Origin of the sequence: Flammeovirga sp. SubArs3 (assembly GCF_947387565.1) — a bacterium.
Classification (GTDB): Bacteria; Bacteroidota; Bacteroidia; order Cytophagales; family Flammeovirgaceae; genus Flammeovirga; species Flammeovirga agarivorans.
The window spans coordinates 113,990-131,724 of record NZ_CANDOA010000005.1 but is presented as its reverse complement, the minus strand read 5'-3'; the positions used below and the strand labels follow the sequence as shown (position 1 = coordinate 131,724).

The 17,735-nt window shown below is 35.0% G+C and carries 9 protein-coding genes; all 9 read right to left on the bottom strand.

What is annotated here, in order from left to right:
* Positions 1 to 50: 50 nt before the first annotated feature.
* The 9 genes from QL232_RS15690 to QL232_RS15650 all read right to left on the bottom strand — a co-directional run bounded on the left by QL232_RS15690 (position 51) and on the right by QL232_RS15650 (position 17,734).
* A complete protein-coding gene (locus tag QL232_RS15690) occupies positions 51 to 1,031 on the bottom strand; it encodes a glycoside hydrolase family 43 protein (RefSeq protein WP_281614803.1) in 981 nt (326 codons plus the stop codon).
* A gap of 32 nt (positions 1,032 to 1,063) precedes the next feature.
* A complete protein-coding gene (locus QL232_RS15685; RefSeq protein WP_281614802.1) occupies positions 1,064 to 2,587 on the bottom strand; it encodes an MFS transporter in 1,524 nt (507 codons plus the stop codon).
* Between the two features lie 165 nt (positions 2,588 to 2,752).
* A complete protein-coding gene (locus QL232_RS15680) occupies positions 2,753 to 4,099 on the bottom strand; it encodes an endo-1,4-beta-xylanase (RefSeq protein ID WP_281614801.1) in 1,347 nt (448 codons plus the stop codon).
* Positions 4,100 to 4,157: 58 nt separating this feature from the next.
* Entirely contained in the window at positions 4,158 to 5,384 is a 1,227-nt protein-coding gene (locus QL232_RS15675; RefSeq protein WP_281614800.1) for a carbohydrate binding domain-containing protein, read from the bottom strand.
* Between the two features lie 45 nt (positions 5,385 to 5,429).
* Positions 5,430 to 6,899, bottom strand: coding sequence for a RagB/SusD family nutrient uptake outer membrane protein (locus tag QL232_RS15670; RefSeq protein WP_281614799.1), 1,470 nt, complete (start codon positions 6,897 to 6,899; stop codon positions 5,430 to 5,432).
* Between the two features lie 5 nt (positions 6,900 to 6,904).
* A complete protein-coding gene (locus QL232_RS15665) occupies positions 6,905 to 9,979 on the bottom strand; it encodes a TonB-dependent receptor (protein ID WP_281614798.1) in 3,075 nt (1,024 codons plus the stop codon).
* Between the two features lie 549 nt (positions 9,980 to 10,528).
* Positions 10,529 to 14,542: a hybrid sensor histidine kinase/response regulator transcription factor gene (locus QL232_RS15660; protein WP_281614797.1), complete on the bottom strand. Its 4,014-nt coding sequence runs from the start codon at positions 14,540 to 14,542 to the stop codon at positions 10,529 to 10,531.
* 156 nt (positions 14,543 to 14,698) lie between these two features.
* Complete coding sequence (locus tag QL232_RS15655; protein ID WP_281614796.1) at positions 14,699 to 15,859, bottom strand: endo-1,4-beta-xylanase; 1,161 nt, start codon at positions 15,857 to 15,859, stop codon at positions 14,699 to 14,701.
* Between the two features lie 102 nt (positions 15,860 to 15,961).
* Complete coding sequence (locus QL232_RS15650; RefSeq protein WP_281614795.1) at positions 15,962 to 17,734, bottom strand: DUF5060 domain-containing protein; 1,773 nt, start codon at positions 17,732 to 17,734, stop codon at positions 15,962 to 15,964.
* Position 17,735: the final 1 nt, after the last annotated feature.

Below are 17,735 nucleotides of genomic sequence, written 5' to 3'. Positions count from 1 at the left end.
AAAGCATATCAATATGATATGCTTTTTGGAAATGAAATAAATACTATAAATTAATCTTTACCTTCGATCGTTGAAATTGTGCCATCTTCATGATAATCGATTTCCACAAATTTGACACTTCTTAGCCAAGTCTTTCCTCCCGATGGTTGACTATCATGGTAAAATAAATACCACTTATTCTTAAATTCTACTATAGAATGATGTGTGGTCCAACCGACTACCGGAGTTAAAATGATACCTTTATATTCAAACGGACCATATGGAGAATCACTTACTGCATAGCAGATTTTATGGGTATTACCAGTTGAGTAGGAGAAGTAATATTTACCGTTATATTTATGCATCCAAGGTCCCTCGAAATACCTTCTATCATAGTCACCTGCCTTCAATGGAGTACCATTTTCATCCAAAATGACTAAGTCTCGAGGTGCTTCAGCAAATGCTTTCATATCTTTCGATAATTTAACCACTTTTGGACAAAGAGCATCCTCATAGTCAGCAGGTTCTTGCCCAACTTCTATCGCTTTGTTATCTCTATATCGTTGCAATTGACCTCCCCAGATTCCTCCAAAGTACATATAATAATCTTCTTGATTATCTTGAAATACTGCAGGATCTATACTGTAACTTCCATCTATTGGTGTTGGTTCAGGAACAAAAGGACCTTCCGGTTGTTGACTTATGGCTACACCCATTCGGAAAATATCGTTCTTATCCTTCATCGGAAAGTATAGATAATATTTTCCATCTTTTTCAGCAGCATCAGGGGCCCACAACTGTCTTCCTGCCCATGGAATATCTTCTAGTTTTAAAACACATCCATGATCTTGTACTTCACCATCTGTATCTTCCATTGAGAAAACATGATAATCTTGCATATTGAAGTGGTCACCATTATCATTTTCGGCCACTCCCGATTCAATATCATGTGATGGATAAATATAGAGTTTACCATTAAATACATGAGCTGAAGGATCTGCAGTATATAAATGGTCTGCGATATATTTTGGTTTATTCTTAATCTTATTCATTTTTTATATTTTTAATAACTAATATATATAAACTATATAGTGATCGAATTTTCTACTTCGGTAACATTGGCCATTTGTAACTGTTCTCTTCTCTCGGATAGATCTTTTTGCATTTTGATATTAAACTCTTTTGTAATCACATAGAAAATCAATGAAATTACTGATACCATAAATGTTGCTGATGGCACAATAGAAGCTGTAAGTCGAATACCAAAAATTGCATCGGGAGATTGTATAGCATTTGGTTCATAGCCATATATAGAAACAATCCACCCACACAGCGCACCACCAAAACCTAAACCTGCCTTAAGTGCAAATACAATCCCTGAGAAAACAAAACCTGTAGCTCTTCTTTTGTATTTCCATTCCGAATAGTCTGCAACATCTCCCATCATTGCCCATAGAAGGGGAATAGTTGGAGCATAAAAAATCGATTTTAGAATATTTAAACTAAACGCAAGGTCTACTCTATCCGATGGAACGAAGAAAAATAACCCCGTAAAAATAGCCGTCATAAAAAGACATACGATAAATGTATTTCGCTTGCCAAATTGCTTAGCTAAAAATGAAGACATGGTCAAGACTCCTACTATCGTAAAAAACTGACCCACCATATTAAAAAAACTGAATCCTACACTAAAAGCATTGCTTTTATCTGGCAATACCAACAAACCAAAAGCATCCATAATATTGTACATCATAGAACTTTCTTGATCTAACTGTTTTACTAAATTGAATTGCTTCAGGAATGAAAAGATAGCTTCAGGCTCCATGTAATAACTAAAAAAGTAATACATTCCGCCACCCCATAAAGACAAAGTAGTAAAGATAAATAGAGTCACGATAAACATAGAAAACCATGGCCCATTATGTCTTAGGTCTTTAATATCTTGTTTTATTGATGTTTTTTGGGTGGCCGGTGGAGTGATCCTTTCTTTAGTTGACAAAAAAGTAATGATAAAAAATACAATAGAAACTAATGCCAAAACACCAATAGCCATAGACCAGCCTTTTTGATCGTCTCCTTGCCCTAACTTATCTACTAATGGTAAAGTAAAGCCTTGTACTATTAATGAAGCGACCATCGCTAAAACAAATCGAACAGAACCAATACTAGTTCTTTCATCTATATTACTTGACATTACTCCATGCAAAGCAGAGTAAGGTGTATTGTTGAGTGAGTAGATGGCCATTAACAGGGTATATGTTATCCCTGCATAGATTATCTTATATTGTTCTGAAACATCGGGTGTGGTAAATGCAAGAAAGAAGAATAAGCCAAAAGGTAGAGCAGTCCATAACACCCAAGGTCTATATTTACCCCACTTGGTATTTGTTCTATCCGACATTATTCCTACCAAAGGGTCAACAAAGGCATCGATGATCCTTGCCATAAGAAGAATTGTACCTGCAGCTGTTGCTTTTATTCCAAAAACATCGGTGTAAAACCCCAACTGAAATACCAACATGATTTGAAAAACGAAGTTTACAGAACAATCTCCAAGACTGTATCCCACCTTCTCCTTAAGAGAAACTTTTTGGTGATCTTGTTTCATTTTAATTTACGTAGTATGGTCAATAAAATTTAAAGAATAGTACTTAAAGAAGTCCCATAAATAATGAGTACTCTATTCATTGACGAGCTGATAAAAATAATTTGATGTTTGTTTGTTAGTTGGAGAAAGAGGTACTACTATTCCCCCTCCCTCCATATGCTAACTCTATTCTTGAAGGCCTTCTAAGAAGCCTGTATGTGCTTTTTTAATCGTAAAGTTATTATCGTAGAGTAATGGCCAATCGTCATGTCCTTGTACACTTGGAATCCACGATTCGTCATCTTTAAGTCCCCAGATAGTCAAAGCGAATTTACTGCTTTCAGGAATCGCATTATACACTTCTACAACCTCACGTACTTTATCTTTTTGAATAAATTCTCTCTCTTCAGTAGGTGTAGTTAGATCATTATCAGGATTGATTTTCACATCTAACTCTGAATAATGCATTAAGAGACCTTCGTCTGTAATTAACTTGGTGTGTTCTGCAATTTTGGTTTTAGTAGGTCCGTTGTAGCCTATGTGCATTTGAAAACCAATACCATCTAGAGGAATTCCGTTTGTTTTAAAATTAGTAATAACCTTATCGATTACTCCATTCAGCTTAGTTCTATCCCAACATAAGTTGTAATCGTTGTAAAATAACAATACATCTGGGTCAGCTTCTCTCGCCCATTGAAAACATTTTGCGATGTACTCTTCTCCCATTCGATCTAAGAATACCGAACTTCTATAGTTCCCTCCAACATCATCTATGGCTTCGTTCACAACATCCCATGACAACACTTTTCCTTTATATCTAGTCACTGTTGTTTTAATGTAGTCTTCTACCATATCAGAAAACTCAGCATCAGTTCCCTCAAAATTCACCACCCAATCAGGAGTTGCTGCATGCCAAATCAATGCATGTCCATGAATTTCCATATTGTTATTCTGAGCATATTCTACCAATTGATCAGCAAGAGTAAAATCATACCTACCTTCTTCAGGGTACATAATGTTCATTTTCATTTCCCACTCAGCAGTAATTTGATTGTACTCTCTCTTATAGATTTCATCATGAGTACCATTTAAGCGATTCACAATGGTGGCCATACCTACTCTAAATGTAGTAGCAACATCTTTTAAAGGGGTATCAGGTTCTACACCGTCTTCTTCTAATGTTGTAATAGATTTTGAGTTGGAATAATCCGATGATTTATCCTTATAAAGTGCTTTGACTCTTACATAAAATGTCTGACCATTTTCAACCCCCTCAAAGTGATAAGAATCTTCTTTCGTTGCTACACTTTCATAGGGTGATACCAGATTAGTAAAGTTGGCATCTGTTGCTAAATTAAGCTCATAACTTTGTGCATTGACAATACTTGTCCAATCTGCTGTGAAGCTACTGGCTTTTAAATTTGAAATCTTATAGATATCTGGAGAGGAAAGTGTTACCTCCTGAACTTGATTATCTTCACATGATGACAAGAGGGTCACCAAAGCTGATAACAATATTAATATTCTTTTCATTGTATTTTCTTTAAATCTTTAGGAAACAGTCCAGGGAGTTGATCCCTGGATTGTCTATTTACTGTTCGTAATAAGTAATATTATCTATGTAATAATTACCTGGGGTATTCCCTTGAATCACCACCCAAGGGTATTCGATACTTCCATCAATTTGTCCGTTCAAATCATATTCTAATGTCACCCACTTACCTGGTTCCACATCTAGGAAGTACCCTGTCTCAAAATCACTTTCTAATTGTAATTTCAGAGACCCCGCTTGTTCGAAGTACACATCAACCGTAATTTTATCGGCTGCAACACCAACTATTTGTCCATTTCTTACCGCATTTACTGAAAAAGGATCTACTTGTGTCATCAGTAGTACAAAATCAGAAGAGTTTACTGCATCTACGGCAGGGTTAGCAATAACAGAGACATCTTGATTCCATGCGTTCCAATCACCAACTTGCTCATCTTCAAAATCACCATAAACAGTTCCGTTATCTCCTCCAATATCTAATGCGTAATACTTAATATTATCGATATAATAACTTCCTGAAGTATTACCTTGAAATAATATCCAAGGGTATTCAGTACTGTCGTCAACTTCTCCTTCAAGAGTATACTCTAAAGTAACCCACTCACCAGGTGTAACCGATTGGAAATAACCCGTCGCAAAGTCACCTTCTATTTGTAATTTCAAGTCACCTTCTTGTTCAAAATAAACATCCACTACAATCTTGGTGGCAAATGAAGTCACCTGAGGGATATTTCGAACTGCACTATTCTGCCATGGTTCTGTTTGTGTCATTTTTAATACTAAGTCCGAAGAATTTACTGCAGAACCAGCAGGGTTACTCACCACCGAAACATCTTGTCCCCATGCATTCCAATCTCCTACTTCTCCATCTTCAAAATCACCTAAAAGAAGAAAAGCATCATCACCTCCAATTGGTGGCAAATCAGGGTCTCTTTGTTCAATGATAATTTCCTGTGAGATGGTGTCCACTCCCAAATTATTTCCTGTGTAAAGTGTGACTTTATAAGTCCCTTCATTAGGATAATATGTTGTATCGCTACTTTGAGATCCTCTTACAAATGGGCCATCCTCTTTGAACTTCCATGAGCTCATAATATTTGTACCCGTCGATTGATTTTCTAGTACAATATAATTGGGGTTTTCATCTGTTGGAGTCGCAGTAAATGCAGCTTTTGGCATTTCTTCCACCACAGTTGTTTCATCTGTAGAGCAACTCCACATTACACTTAACACTGAGATTAGAAGAAAGATATATTGCTTTTTCATATTAATATCATTTTCAATTCAAAAGTATGTTCACTTTGCCATGGATTAATATCCAGGGTTTTGATCCCCTGCAGAGATTTCGGGGTTAACATCAATTTCTTTTTGAGGAATAGGAAGCAATTCTGATTTCCCTTTAACAAAGCCTGTCCCTTGTAAGAAAGACTCAGCTAAACCCCATCTTAATAAATCATTATACCTTACCTGCTCGCCAGCTAACTCTACTTTACGTTCATGAACAATAGCATTAAAGATTTCTGATTTGCTACTTACCGGATAGTTGGTATTCATCTCTGAAGAACCATATAAAGGCATGCTCACCCTTGTTCGCACCTGATTCATTAAATCAATTGCTTTACTAGAATTACCAAGTTCATTTTCTGCTTCTGCCCACATCAACAAGACATCAGCATATCGGATCACCCTATGATTAATACCAGAAGCAATTTCTTCTTTTGGTCTTTGGTAATAATTCTGGTACTTCTTCCATGCCGCTCTATGGTCTGGTAAGCTTACTACTTCTGTATCATTATTAAATAATTCGCCATCAGTGTAGAAGTTTGCAGTATATCTAGGGTCATTGGCTTCGTACTCATCCAATAGGTCATCTCCTGGATAAGAATTAAACCAATCATTCCACCCATATTCTTGACCTCTAAGAGATACGAACTGCATACCCGATGCATCTTCTACCCACCAAGTATCTTGATCTGACCAACCAAACTCTCTTGTAAAACCTACTTCGAAAACAGACTCCGTATTATATTCTGTTTCTTCTAAGAAGTTGTCTTTGTATTCATCAACCAATGTATAACCTGTTACTTTCTCAAAGCTTTCCTTGGCTTCTTGCCACTCCTGACGGTATAGATGCATTTTACCTTTTAATGCCCACGCGGCACCAGAAGATGCTCTTCCACCCTCAGTATTTGCTTGTACAGGTAAAAGCTGTGCAGCTAACGCTAGATCTTCTAGAATAAATTGATATACTTCCTCTTTTGTCGCTCTTGGATTAGGAGTACTTGTCAATTCTGAATAGATTGGCACACCACCAAACCTTGTGACTAATAAATGGTAGTAAAAAGCCCTCATAAAATGAGTTTCGCCTAATGCTCTATCAATATCATCTTGAGATACATTTTCGAACTTTTCTTGATTAGATATCACAAAGTTGGCTTTATTTATACCTCTGAAACAGTTATCCCAATAGGTGAAAATTCCTTCATGATTGGCATCAAAAGTAAAATTATAATACTGTCTCTTGTCGGGTTCATGTTGGGGGTTTAGTTCCACCTCATGTCCCATATTATCATTCATAAAGAATAGATGACGGATATATAATCCTTTAGATTGAAGGTTTACATAAGAAGCATCTACAGAAGATTGTAACTGTGATTTGTTCTTAAAGTAAGTGTCTTCTGTTAGTTCGTTTGGATTAGATATATTCAGGAAATCTGTACTACAGCCACTCCCAAAAACTAACATCAAGACAACGGAATATATATAATATGATTTTTTCATGCTGTTTAGAAGTTTAATTGTAATCCTCCGATAATTGTCAATGGAGTTGGGTAATTACCTCTGTCAATACCTGTCTCTGCTGGATTGTTACCACTTGCAGCAGCAGCTCCAACTTCAGGATCCAAACCAGAATATTTTGTCACTGTAAAAACATTTTGGCCGCTGACATAGAATCTACATCTCGAAATGTATTTTGATAATACTTTCTTTGGAAGTGTATACCCTAGAGTCACATTCTTTAGTCTTAGGTATGAACCATCTTCAACAAAACGATTAGATGTTCTTAGATTATCACCCGATTCGCTTAATCTTGGTACATCTGAATCTGGATTCTCAGGCGTCCAAGCATCAAGCATCTTAGGATTTGCATTAAAGAATCTTTGGCCTCCTTCTAAATACCATCTCGTCGTATTATAGATTTCGTTACCATAAGTACCATTAAAAAATATGTTTAAGTCAAAATTCTTGTAACTGAAATCCATATTCAAACCAAACACAATATCAGGTGTTGGGTTACCAATTATAGTCTGATCATAATGATCGATCACACCATCTGGCGTACCATCAGGGCCAGAAATATCCTTGAATTTAATATCTCCAGGAGCCGTATTTGATGTTTGTACAGGTGAAGTGTAAATCTCCTCCCATGAACGGAAGATCCCTAGAGTCTGATACCCATAAAAATGTCTTAAAGGTTCACCTTCGATTGTTCTTAAAATAGAACCGTTATTTTCATAGTACCCTTCGTAAAGAATTTCTCCACCTAAATCATTGACAATGTTTTCCATTGTACTGATGTTAAGGTTTGTAGACCACTTTAGTGCTTTTTCCTGGTTTTTGATTCCTAAGTTAAACTCAAAACCACTTACTTGAGCTGACCCTGCATTTTTTGCCTGAGTAGCATTTACACCACCAATCGAAGAAACTTGTCGAACATTGATAAGTAGATCGTTACTTTCGTTTTTATAATATTCGGCAGATAAAGTCAGTCGGTCTTCAAAGAAACCTAAGTCTATACCAACGTTCGTCATATAAGTGGTTTCCCATCTTAAATCTGGGTTTGGTAAATTTCCTGCTGTAGTACCAAATGCCTGATATACCCCATTTGCACCATTAAAAACATAACTGTGATTCCCTGATACAATAGATGCTGAATATCTATAATCGCCAATATTATCGTTACCAACAGATCCGTAACTACCTCTTAACTTAAGTTGAGACATCCATTCTGAATCGGGAATAAAAGCTTCATCTAATACATTCCAACCTAAAGAAACAGAATAGAATCCAGCCCATCGGTTATTGCTACCAAACCTTGACGAAGCATCTCTTCTGTAGGAAGCAGCAAATAAATACCTTCCGTCATAATCATAATTGATACGCCCTAAGTAACCAAGTTTACCATAATCTACAGTAAAAGAACCTCCAGTAAGATCTGTATTTGTAGTATTTTTTATCTCATTGGTAATCTCATTAAAGCTTGATGTACCAGCGTTCATATTTTTCTTCTCAATACGTTCTACAACTGCAACAGCATTTACATTATGCTTACCAAATTGTTTGTTGTAGGTCGCTTGACCAATTAAGGTCATCATGGCATGTGAACCATATCCCTTCTCAATTAATGACCTTGTTGGTCTAGCTAGAGCCGACCCATCATCGTAAGAAGGTGAGAATAAATCGTTGTTATAGTTAAAGTAGTCGATACCACCTTGTCCTTTGATCGAAAAACCTTGGAACAGTTCGAGTTCTGCAGATAATGTTCCCATTAAGTTCACTCTCTTATTTGATATCTCCGTATGCTCTAAAACTCGTACTGGGTTTTCAGCATCTTGCCCATCCAACTGAATATCTGTCCCTTGAAAACCACCTAAGTTGCTAGCATTATACGGCGTAAGATACGGAGGCATTTTTATCGCATGTTCTAAAGCCGAGCGTCCAGCACTTGTTTGTTCAGGTTTTTTCTCTGTAGATGAAACGGAAAACGTTTGTGCCACTTTCAATCTACCTTTCGTATAATTCGCATTTGATCTAAACATAAATCTTTCAATTCCAGTGTTCTTCAACACACCTTCTTGATTCATGTAATTACCGCTAATTCTATAATTGGTGTTTTCCCCACCACCTGATAAGCCTACATTGTAGTTTTCAATGATTCCATTTTGGAAAATCTCATCTTGCCAATTCGTATTATATTTACTGATATCAGCATATTTCTCATTTTCGAGTCTTCCTTGTGCTGCATTACCCCACATGCGAGAATAGTTGATATAATCGTCTCTTTCCATTACCTCGTGTTGCTTTTGGACCATTTGCACACCTCGGTAACCATCGATATCGATTTTAATATCACCTGACTTTCCTTTCTTTGTCGTAATTACAACTACACCATTTGCACCTTGAGCACCATAAATTGCCGTTGTAGATGCATCTTTTAATACCGACATCGTTTCAATATCAGCAGGGTTCAGATCTCCTAAACCTTGTACAATGATACCATCCACTACAATCAGAGGGTTATTTCCACTTGTACCCATAACACCACGAATTTGTACAATAGGGTCGCTACCTGGAGAACCGTTATTCGTTACAGAAACACCCGTTGCTCTACCTTGTAAAGCCTGATCTGCAGTGTATACAGGAGTAGAAGTAATCGTTTCTGAATCAACCGTTGCAATTGCACCTGTTACTTTGGCTCTTTCCTGTGTACCATATCCAACAACAACAATTTCTTCTAATTGCATCACGTCTTCACTCAAAGAAATATCAATTTTCTTTTGGTTGCCGATCGTTACTGTTTGATCTATGTAACCTATATATCGAAACCCTAGCTCAGTTTTATCAGAAGGAACTTCCAGAGAATACTCCCCATCAAAGTTGGTGATTGTTCCAACGGTAGTTCCAACTATATAAACATTTACACCAGGAAGAGGTAGGCTGTTATTGTTATCAACTACAACTCCTTTAATAATTCGTGAGTCTTGAGCACAGAGTAATTTAGGAAAAAGAAGAAAGCAAAATAGAGTAAGCATTAGATGTACTTTATGAGGTACACCCACTCTAAGTAAATAATTGTTCATTTCATTTTCTAGATTAAATTCATCAGATACTATAGAAATATGTTATATATTAAACTATAGCGAATAGTTAGAGATAGCATAAATGAGAGTTTGAAATTTTGTTTAAGTATCAGTCTTTTTCATAATATTTTCATTTCGGTTTTTAAGTAAAAAAATTGCCGTAGGGCATCAAATTGTGTCGAAACTATTGGCCTAACTTTTAAGTAATTGTTACTATTAAAATGATTAGACCAATTAAACTAGTAATAACCAAGACCTCTAGTACTACTAATTTCCTAGAGTGAACATTTTGTTCGCTTGACTTTTTTTTCATACTGCAATTTGATTAATCGTACTTAATACATATAAAAAAAATGAAGCTATTTGTGGTAAAAATGTTGATTCTGACATATGATGCATCATTTGTCTTATTTGATGCAACATATCTTTTATTTCATGAAATCTGATAAGATACTGTTTTCAACTACATGTGGTAAATACAAAAAAATAACCCGACTTATCATCGAGCTATTTAATTAATAAGTACCCTTTTGATCAATGGTAATCTCCTTAGACCTCTATATTCTTTACTTCTTGCGTTGGTAAGATATTGAAGTACTCTTTATAACATTTTGAAAAATAAGAAGGAGATGAAAAACCTGTTTGATACCCAACTTCACTGATATTGGAATTCCCAGAAAGAATCATCTGTTTTGCTTTTTCCAATCGTATTCTTTTTATAAATACTGTTGCCGTTAAACCCGTCAATGCTTTGATTTTTCTGTACAATTGGCTTCTGCTCAGATGTAACACCTCTGATAATTGTTCAACATTTAAATTGGAATCAGAGATATTCTCATAAATATAGTCTGTGATCGTTTTCAAAAACTCTTTGTCTACATTGGTGGTGTTCTCAGTTTCAAAATCATTTTCCTGAAACTTTCCAATAAATTTATCAAACAAGATCTGCCTTGATTTAAGTAGCTGTTTTATTGTTACCTGAAGCAATTCTAAATCGAAAGGTTTTTGAATATATGCATCTGCTCCTAAATCTATGCCCTTTATTTTATCCTCTTGATCATTCTTTGCTGTTAAAAGAATAAGTGGAATATGACTGATTTTTAAGTTACTCTTTACATTTTTACAAAGCTCAAAACCATTCATTTTCGGCATCATGACATCTGAGATAATTATATCAATTGGCTTATTTTCTAATAAATCCAATGCAGCCATTCCATCATTGACTTCATAAATATTATAATTCAGATATAGTACTTCCTTTAAATACGATCTCAGTTCGTAATTATCTTCTACCAATAATATAGATTGCTTCTTAGAAGAAGACGATGTCTCATTTTGACTTTTAGATTTGAGATCATTTACTGGAAGTGTGTATTTTTTCCTTACAATACTCTCTGTCTGGTATTTCTGATCTTCAGATAAATGCTCCTCACCAATAGGAAAATCTAGATGGAAAGTAGTTCCAACATTTAAAGTACTTTCTACCGATATTTTCCCTTTATGTAGATCTACAAATTGTTTAACGACTTCCAATCCTACACCAGTACCTCCATAATAGGCATCTTGAACAGAATCTACCTGATAAAACCTATCAAATACTTTATCTAAATTTTCTTCAGATATACCAGGGCCTGTATCTTCCACAGATAACCTGAAATAATTGCCAATGATAGATAGGTAAATTGTAATTTCTCCTTCATTCTCCATTAGCTTAAAAGCGTTTGAGAATAGATTAAAGATGATTTTTTCAATCATACTTTCGTCAAGATATACTTTCAGTTCTTTCTTATATTCTTTGATAATAGAAATATTTATTTCTCTACTTTCAGCTTCCTCTTCAAAGAATAAAATAGATTCTTCAATGATTTCGATTGGATCTACTAACTGTGCTTTTAAACTTATTTTCTTTGAGTTCAATTTTCTAAAATCCATCAATTCATCAATCAAATGCTTCAATCTTAAGGCATTACGATAAATTGATATATTCTTCTCTTTTAACTGTTGAGTCGAATATTGCCCTGACAACATATCAGTGATGGGATTTAATATCAAAGTCAGCGGTGTTCTAAACTCATGAGATATGTTGGTAAAGAATCGAAGTTTAGCTTTTGTAAGTTCTTCTTCATGTAAACGTCTTTCTCTTTCCCCTTTCGCTTCTTCCAATATTCTTACTCTCGCTTTCATTAAGCTATTCAAAATATATAACCCAAGTAAAAATAAGAGGACGTAAACTCCAATCGCTAGATTTGATTGGTACCAATAAGGGAGTACTTCAATTTCTAACGTTTTTTCTTCAGACCAAACTCCATTATTATCCATTCCTTTTAAATGAAAAACATAATCTCCTTTGGGTAAGGACGTATAGGTGACACTACGGTTTGCTCCTACATAATTCCATGTTTTCTCAGGTCCTTCTAGATAATAAGCAAAATTGATTTTATCCGAATAAGGAAAGTCAATACCCGTAAAATCAATAGAAAAGATATTCTCTTCTTGAGATAAGATAATCTTGTCGCCAGTACTAATTTTCTTCCTTACTTTATGTTGATCATCTTGAAAATTGGTTTGATGAATATTGATAGAGTTCAGGAAAATTTTTGCTTCACATTCCTGTGGCCTAATAATCGAAGTATTGATAAAATTAAGTCCCTTGATAGAACCTGCATAAATTGTATTGGAAGTACTATCGAAAGTGACAGCATTGTAATTAAAGTTTTCAGAAACTAAACCGTCTTTCTGCGAAAAATATCTGATGGAATTGTTCCATTTTTGAATAACACCTATTCCATTCTTACTAGTAACCCATATATTACCTGAATTATCTTCAACGATGCCACAAATTACTCTCCTATTGATTTTATCACTACCATTAAAGGCAGTTAATTTATTAGAGTCCAAATCATAACTATACAGTCCACCGCCATCTGTACCAATCCAAAGTTGGTTGTCATTACTGATATAAATGGATAGAATATTATCGCCTCCTAATTGTCCTTGTAATACTCTTTTCACTTTAAAAGGAGTACTAGCCGTATTGATAAAAAATAGACCTTCTGTTGATGCAACCCAAACATTATCCTTGTCATCTACAAGGACTTTTCTCACATCTTTTGTTGATAAACTTGTCGATACAAAGTCCCCGTTATTTGGATAGTGTACCATGTTATCTAACAGGTCGTAATAACAAACTCCCCTATCGAAAGTAGCGATCCAAATTCTACCTTTTGTATCTTCATCAAAATAAATAATCCTATCTGAAGACAGTCCTGAATTAGCCTTAGTGAGGTTAGTAAAACGGTCATGCCCTTTTGGTAAATGATAAATGCCATTCCCCCAAGTAGCGATCCAAGCTTGTCCTTTACTATCCCTAAATAGTGCCTGAACGGCATCACTTTTTAACCCTTTTACTAGATTATGGTGTAACGTGTTAATGACCGTATACTTCTCATTATCCTTTTCATATTTCGTTATACCTCCTCCATCTTGTCCTATCCACAAGACATTATTTTTACCGATAACGATACTATTGACAGAAGACGTTCCTAAAGAATTTTTATTGTACGGATCATGTGTTAATTGATTGAACTTATAAAAATTAGGGTCAAATAGGCCTAGCCCAAATTCGTAATATCCCATAAGAACAATAGTCTGATCCACAGTATGTATCGACCAAACAGAATTGGATGCTAAGGCATTTTCTTTTTTTGCATCAGCTTCAAGATGCTTGTAGGTTCCATCTTCCTTAAAGATAAAAACCCCATCGTTTTCTGTTGCTGCAAAAATTCCCCATTTACTTTCACTAAAGTCCATCACTCTAGCATTTGTAATAGGATATTTTCGGGTAGTATTATTCTTTAAATCAACCACATACACTCCTTTTTCAACCGTGCCTATCCAAAGATGACCGGATGGAGTTATATGTACTTTTTGAATACTTACATTGGCATCTACCTCTTTTAGGTTCAGCCTTTTATACGTTTTATTCTGATCATTAAAAACAAACAATCCTTGATTTGTTGCTAAGTAATAATCACTATAATTTTTTGTAGCAATTGAATTGATCTTAAAGTATTCCTCTAATGCAATCTCTATTGGGTAGTAAATAATGTTATTGTCTAATGTCTTCTGGTAAAGACCTTTAGAATTGGTACATAATAGTAGTGATTGATCTTTCGTTTCAATCATCTCAAAAGTCACTACATCTCTTTCATCATCCACTGAAATGGACTTAAAGTGATTGTTTTCCTTACTGTAAATACTAATTCCTTTATTTGTTCCAACCCATAAGTTTTTGTCCCTATCAATTAGAGAGCATCTCACAAAATTATCATTAAGCTTAGAGGAATCGTTAAATGAATTATTGAACAACTCATAGTTCAGTCCGTCGTATTTATAAATTCCATTTCCAAAAGTTCCAACCCACAAAAAGCCTTCATCGTCTAAATTTATATCTGTTATTGGCCTTCCATCTGTATTCAAATTTAATTTTATGAATTCATTTTGTTGGCATATTGCGATCCTAGACGATAGTAATAGAATAAAAAATAGTACATAATACTTCATATATAGTCTAAGTAGTAATCGTTGATTAAATAAAAAAAGAGATCACGGTTCATTTCATATTTTTATAATAATACTGAGAAATTAATAGATAAAAAAATGAAACACATCATTATCCATGATGAGGACCGTGATCATGGTATTAATATAAACAATGGCTTATAGTACCTGTTTTTTTGTATTGTTTACCGCTTCGCCTAATTCAATAATTGAATAATAAGCTTCTTTAGGCTGATTGTTTCGATCAAACAATAAAGGATGATCCGTTCTTCCTTCTATTGGCCAATCGTTTCTCCAAGAATGTTCATCATTTACACCCCAAAATGTTACTCGACTTACTTTATCTTCATATTTCAATAACACCTTAAAAAGATCAACATAGTTTTGTGCTAACTGTTGCTGTATACTATCTGGAAGTGTATCGGTATAGGGATTAAACTCTGGTAACATTTCATACTTCTGAGATATCTCTGCTGAAATTTTTTCTGTAGGAAATGGTAAGACAGAAATGTCTAATTCTGTTAGCATTACCTTTATATTTAGTGCTGAAAATTCGGTAATACTTCTCTCAAAATCAGGAATTTTCACATAATCTAAACCATAATGCGCTTGCATTCCGATACCATCAACTCTAATCTCTTTTTTTTGTAATTTTTTGATGAGTTTGACCGCCTCCTCTCTTCTATGTGATAATATCAATGAATAATCATTGTAATATAACTCGGCATTAGGGTCTGCTTCGTGGGCAAATTGGAAGGCAAGTTCTATATAATCTTCTCCTATAATTTGATACCATTTACTTTTTCTTAAGCCTTCTAAATCATCAATGGCCTCATTAACAACATCCCAAGCATGGATTCGTCCTTTATAACGACCTACTACTGTATAAATATGCTCTCGCATACGCTCTATCAAACGTTCTCTTGAACATGTTGTTCCATCTTCATTTTCAAAAAACCAATCTGGTACCTGAGAATGCCATATTAATGTATGCCCCACGATAAACATATTGTGTTTCTCACCGTATTCTACAAATTGATCTGCTTTCCTAAAATCGTAGATATTTTCTGAAGGGTGTACCTCCTCAGGTTTCATACAATTTTCGGCAACAATGGAGTTAAATTGTTCTTCTATTAATAAAGTTGTTGATTTTTCTGAACCATTGGTATGGTCCGTATTTAATGCAGTACCTATAAGAAATTTATCCTTATAAGCCTCTTTGAGGGTAAGTGGTGTTTTTGAAGAAGAAGATGTTTGATTTGTACAACTGAATAACCCGTAAAGTACTGATAATAAAAGTACACAACTATAAGTTTTCATTCTCAATGAATTTAAAAGAGTAAAACCATAGTCAAGTTGATTATTCTAGTTTTGTTTCGACATTACTATTTAGTCATTTATTTCATGAAATAAAAATTAACCTTAATTTATTCTCCTCACCAAAACCACCCAATCTTCATCTAAAGTTGGAGAAGCTCCCAATGAAACCCTTTGTCCGCCTTTAACTTTTTTGATCTTCGATTTAATTAACTCTCCTCCTTTTCTTGGATTATACCAATTCACTGAAAAGTTAAACGGGGCATCTGACAAATCGATAGTTGGTTGGCCTCCATTTTTGAGATAAATACAATATACCTGACCTGTTAATGCAAAACAGTAACTATCTTTTGTATCGATAAGACTATTATCCGCTTTCATTTCTGTAAATGGCAGGTACTTCTGGAAAAAGTCTGTAGCATAAAACGTCATATCCCAAATTCTATCTCTTGTATGCCAATCTTCGCAATTCAGATCATTATGCGGATACTTATATCCAAAGTAATGTTCAACTCCACCTCCGCCGGCCATCAGGTTTGCCCAAATGACTTCTTTGCGGACTGTATCTTGTTGAGCAGGAAAATTATCGGGTAATACTCCTTTGCCAGCATGGCCAATTTCATCTAACCATACTACCCACTTCTTCCCCGAAGATTCAGAGACCTCTCTCCATTTTAATGTCGTTTCATACGTATGGAATAAGTTGTGAATTTGAAATGAAAGCCCATCTAAAGACTTATTGCCTAGTAAAGGTGTAACTGTACGATCATGATCTTTTTCAGTAGGTAAAGTATGGATCGCAATAGTATTGCCGTAAGGATCCAAACCCTTCATATATTCGATCATTTTAATACGCATCTTTTCTGTTTGTCCAACAGGAGACCAGTGCGTAATTCCATTTTCCTCTCCCATATTCCAAATAATTCCTGGATGATGAGCAAACCTTGCAACTAATTCTCGGTAATATAGTTTTCTTTGAATCCCCGTATAACCCATATCCAATAGGCATTCATTTTCTGTTTCTTGGGTGATGACATGTTTTACTAATCCCTTCTTATCCATATGAGAAAATACCATTTCCCACTGTGCTAGCTTACTGACATCGAAACGGTAGCGTTCATGTTCTTCCGTCCAAGGCCAAACATTTTTACCATCACCCATTACATTCATCGTCAGAAAGTATACCGTATTTATTCCTTTAGATGAAAGGTAATTTAGTCCACCAATAATACCTTTTCCTTTTCCATTTTGCCAAGTGATATCTTCATCTGTCCATTCTGGCATGTGTTTTTCAAATCGATGTTTTTGAGGAGTTCCATCAAATTCAAAGTACCCTAATAAATCTTCTGGACTATTCGCTCCTCCTTTAATAAAATACTCTTTTGTTCCTTCAAACTGTAAATAATGGGTATTAGAAGGTTTTAGCCTACCTTTTTTCCTTAAGTCAACTCCCTTTTTATCAGATGCTAAAATATGAAAGTTCCCTTTTTCACCATCGAGCTTAACTTTTTGAAAGGAAGATATATCTTCAGCAACAGCACAGTTTTTACCTTTAATGAAAGTCGCATGGTAAGACCATTCTCCAATATCATTTGGTGTAAAGCGCACTCTCCATTTGTTTCCTTTATCTGCACTAGTTTCTGCTGCATTTCCATCAGCTGCATAAAAACCAGGTATTACAAATTGTTCTTTTCCATTCGAAAATGTAACGTCTAAGCGATAATCTAAAAAAGGATTGATAGGATCCTTTTCGTAAGTATCTGGTCCATCGAAAGTGATAGTAACAGTATGCCATACCTTAAGTTCACCGGTAACCTGTTGTGCCGATAGACTGTTATTCAAAAGGATAAATAAGACAAAAAGAAGGTAATTTTTCATG

Bases quoted from the DNA above. Each gene is read 5' to 3' on its own strand.
- QL232_RS15675 (WP_281614800.1), bottom strand. From the start codon at position 5,384: ATGAAAAAGCAATATATCTTTCTTCTAATCTCAGTGTTAAGTGTAATG.
- QL232_RS15660 (WP_281614797.1), bottom strand. From the start codon at position 14,542: ATGAAGTATTATGTACTATTTTTTATTCTATTACTATCGTCTAGGATC.
- QL232_RS15685 (WP_281614802.1), bottom strand. From the start codon at position 2,587: ATGAAACAAGATCACCAAAAAGTTTCTCTTAAGGAGAAGGTGGGATAC.
- QL232_RS15650 (WP_281614795.1), bottom strand. From the start codon at position 17,734: ATGAAAAATTACCTTCTTTTTGTCTTATTTATCCTTTTGAATAACAGT.
- QL232_RS15670 (WP_281614799.1), bottom strand. From the start codon at position 6,899: ATGAAAAAATCATATTATATATATTCCGTTGTCTTGATGTTAGTTTTT.
- QL232_RS15690 (WP_281614803.1), bottom strand. From the start codon at position 1,031: ATGAATAAGATTAAGAATAAACCAAAATATATCGCAGACCATTTATAT.
- QL232_RS15665 (WP_281614798.1), bottom strand. From the start codon at position 9,979: ATGAACAATTATTTACTTAGAGTGGGTGTACCTCATAAAGTACATCTA.
- QL232_RS15655 (WP_281614796.1), bottom strand. From the start codon at position 15,859: ATGAAAACTTATAGTTGTGTACTTTTATTATCAGTACTTTACGGGTTA.
- QL232_RS15680 (WP_281614801.1), bottom strand. From the start codon at position 4,099: ATGAAAAGAATATTAATATTGTTATCAGCTTTGGTGACCCTCTTGTCA.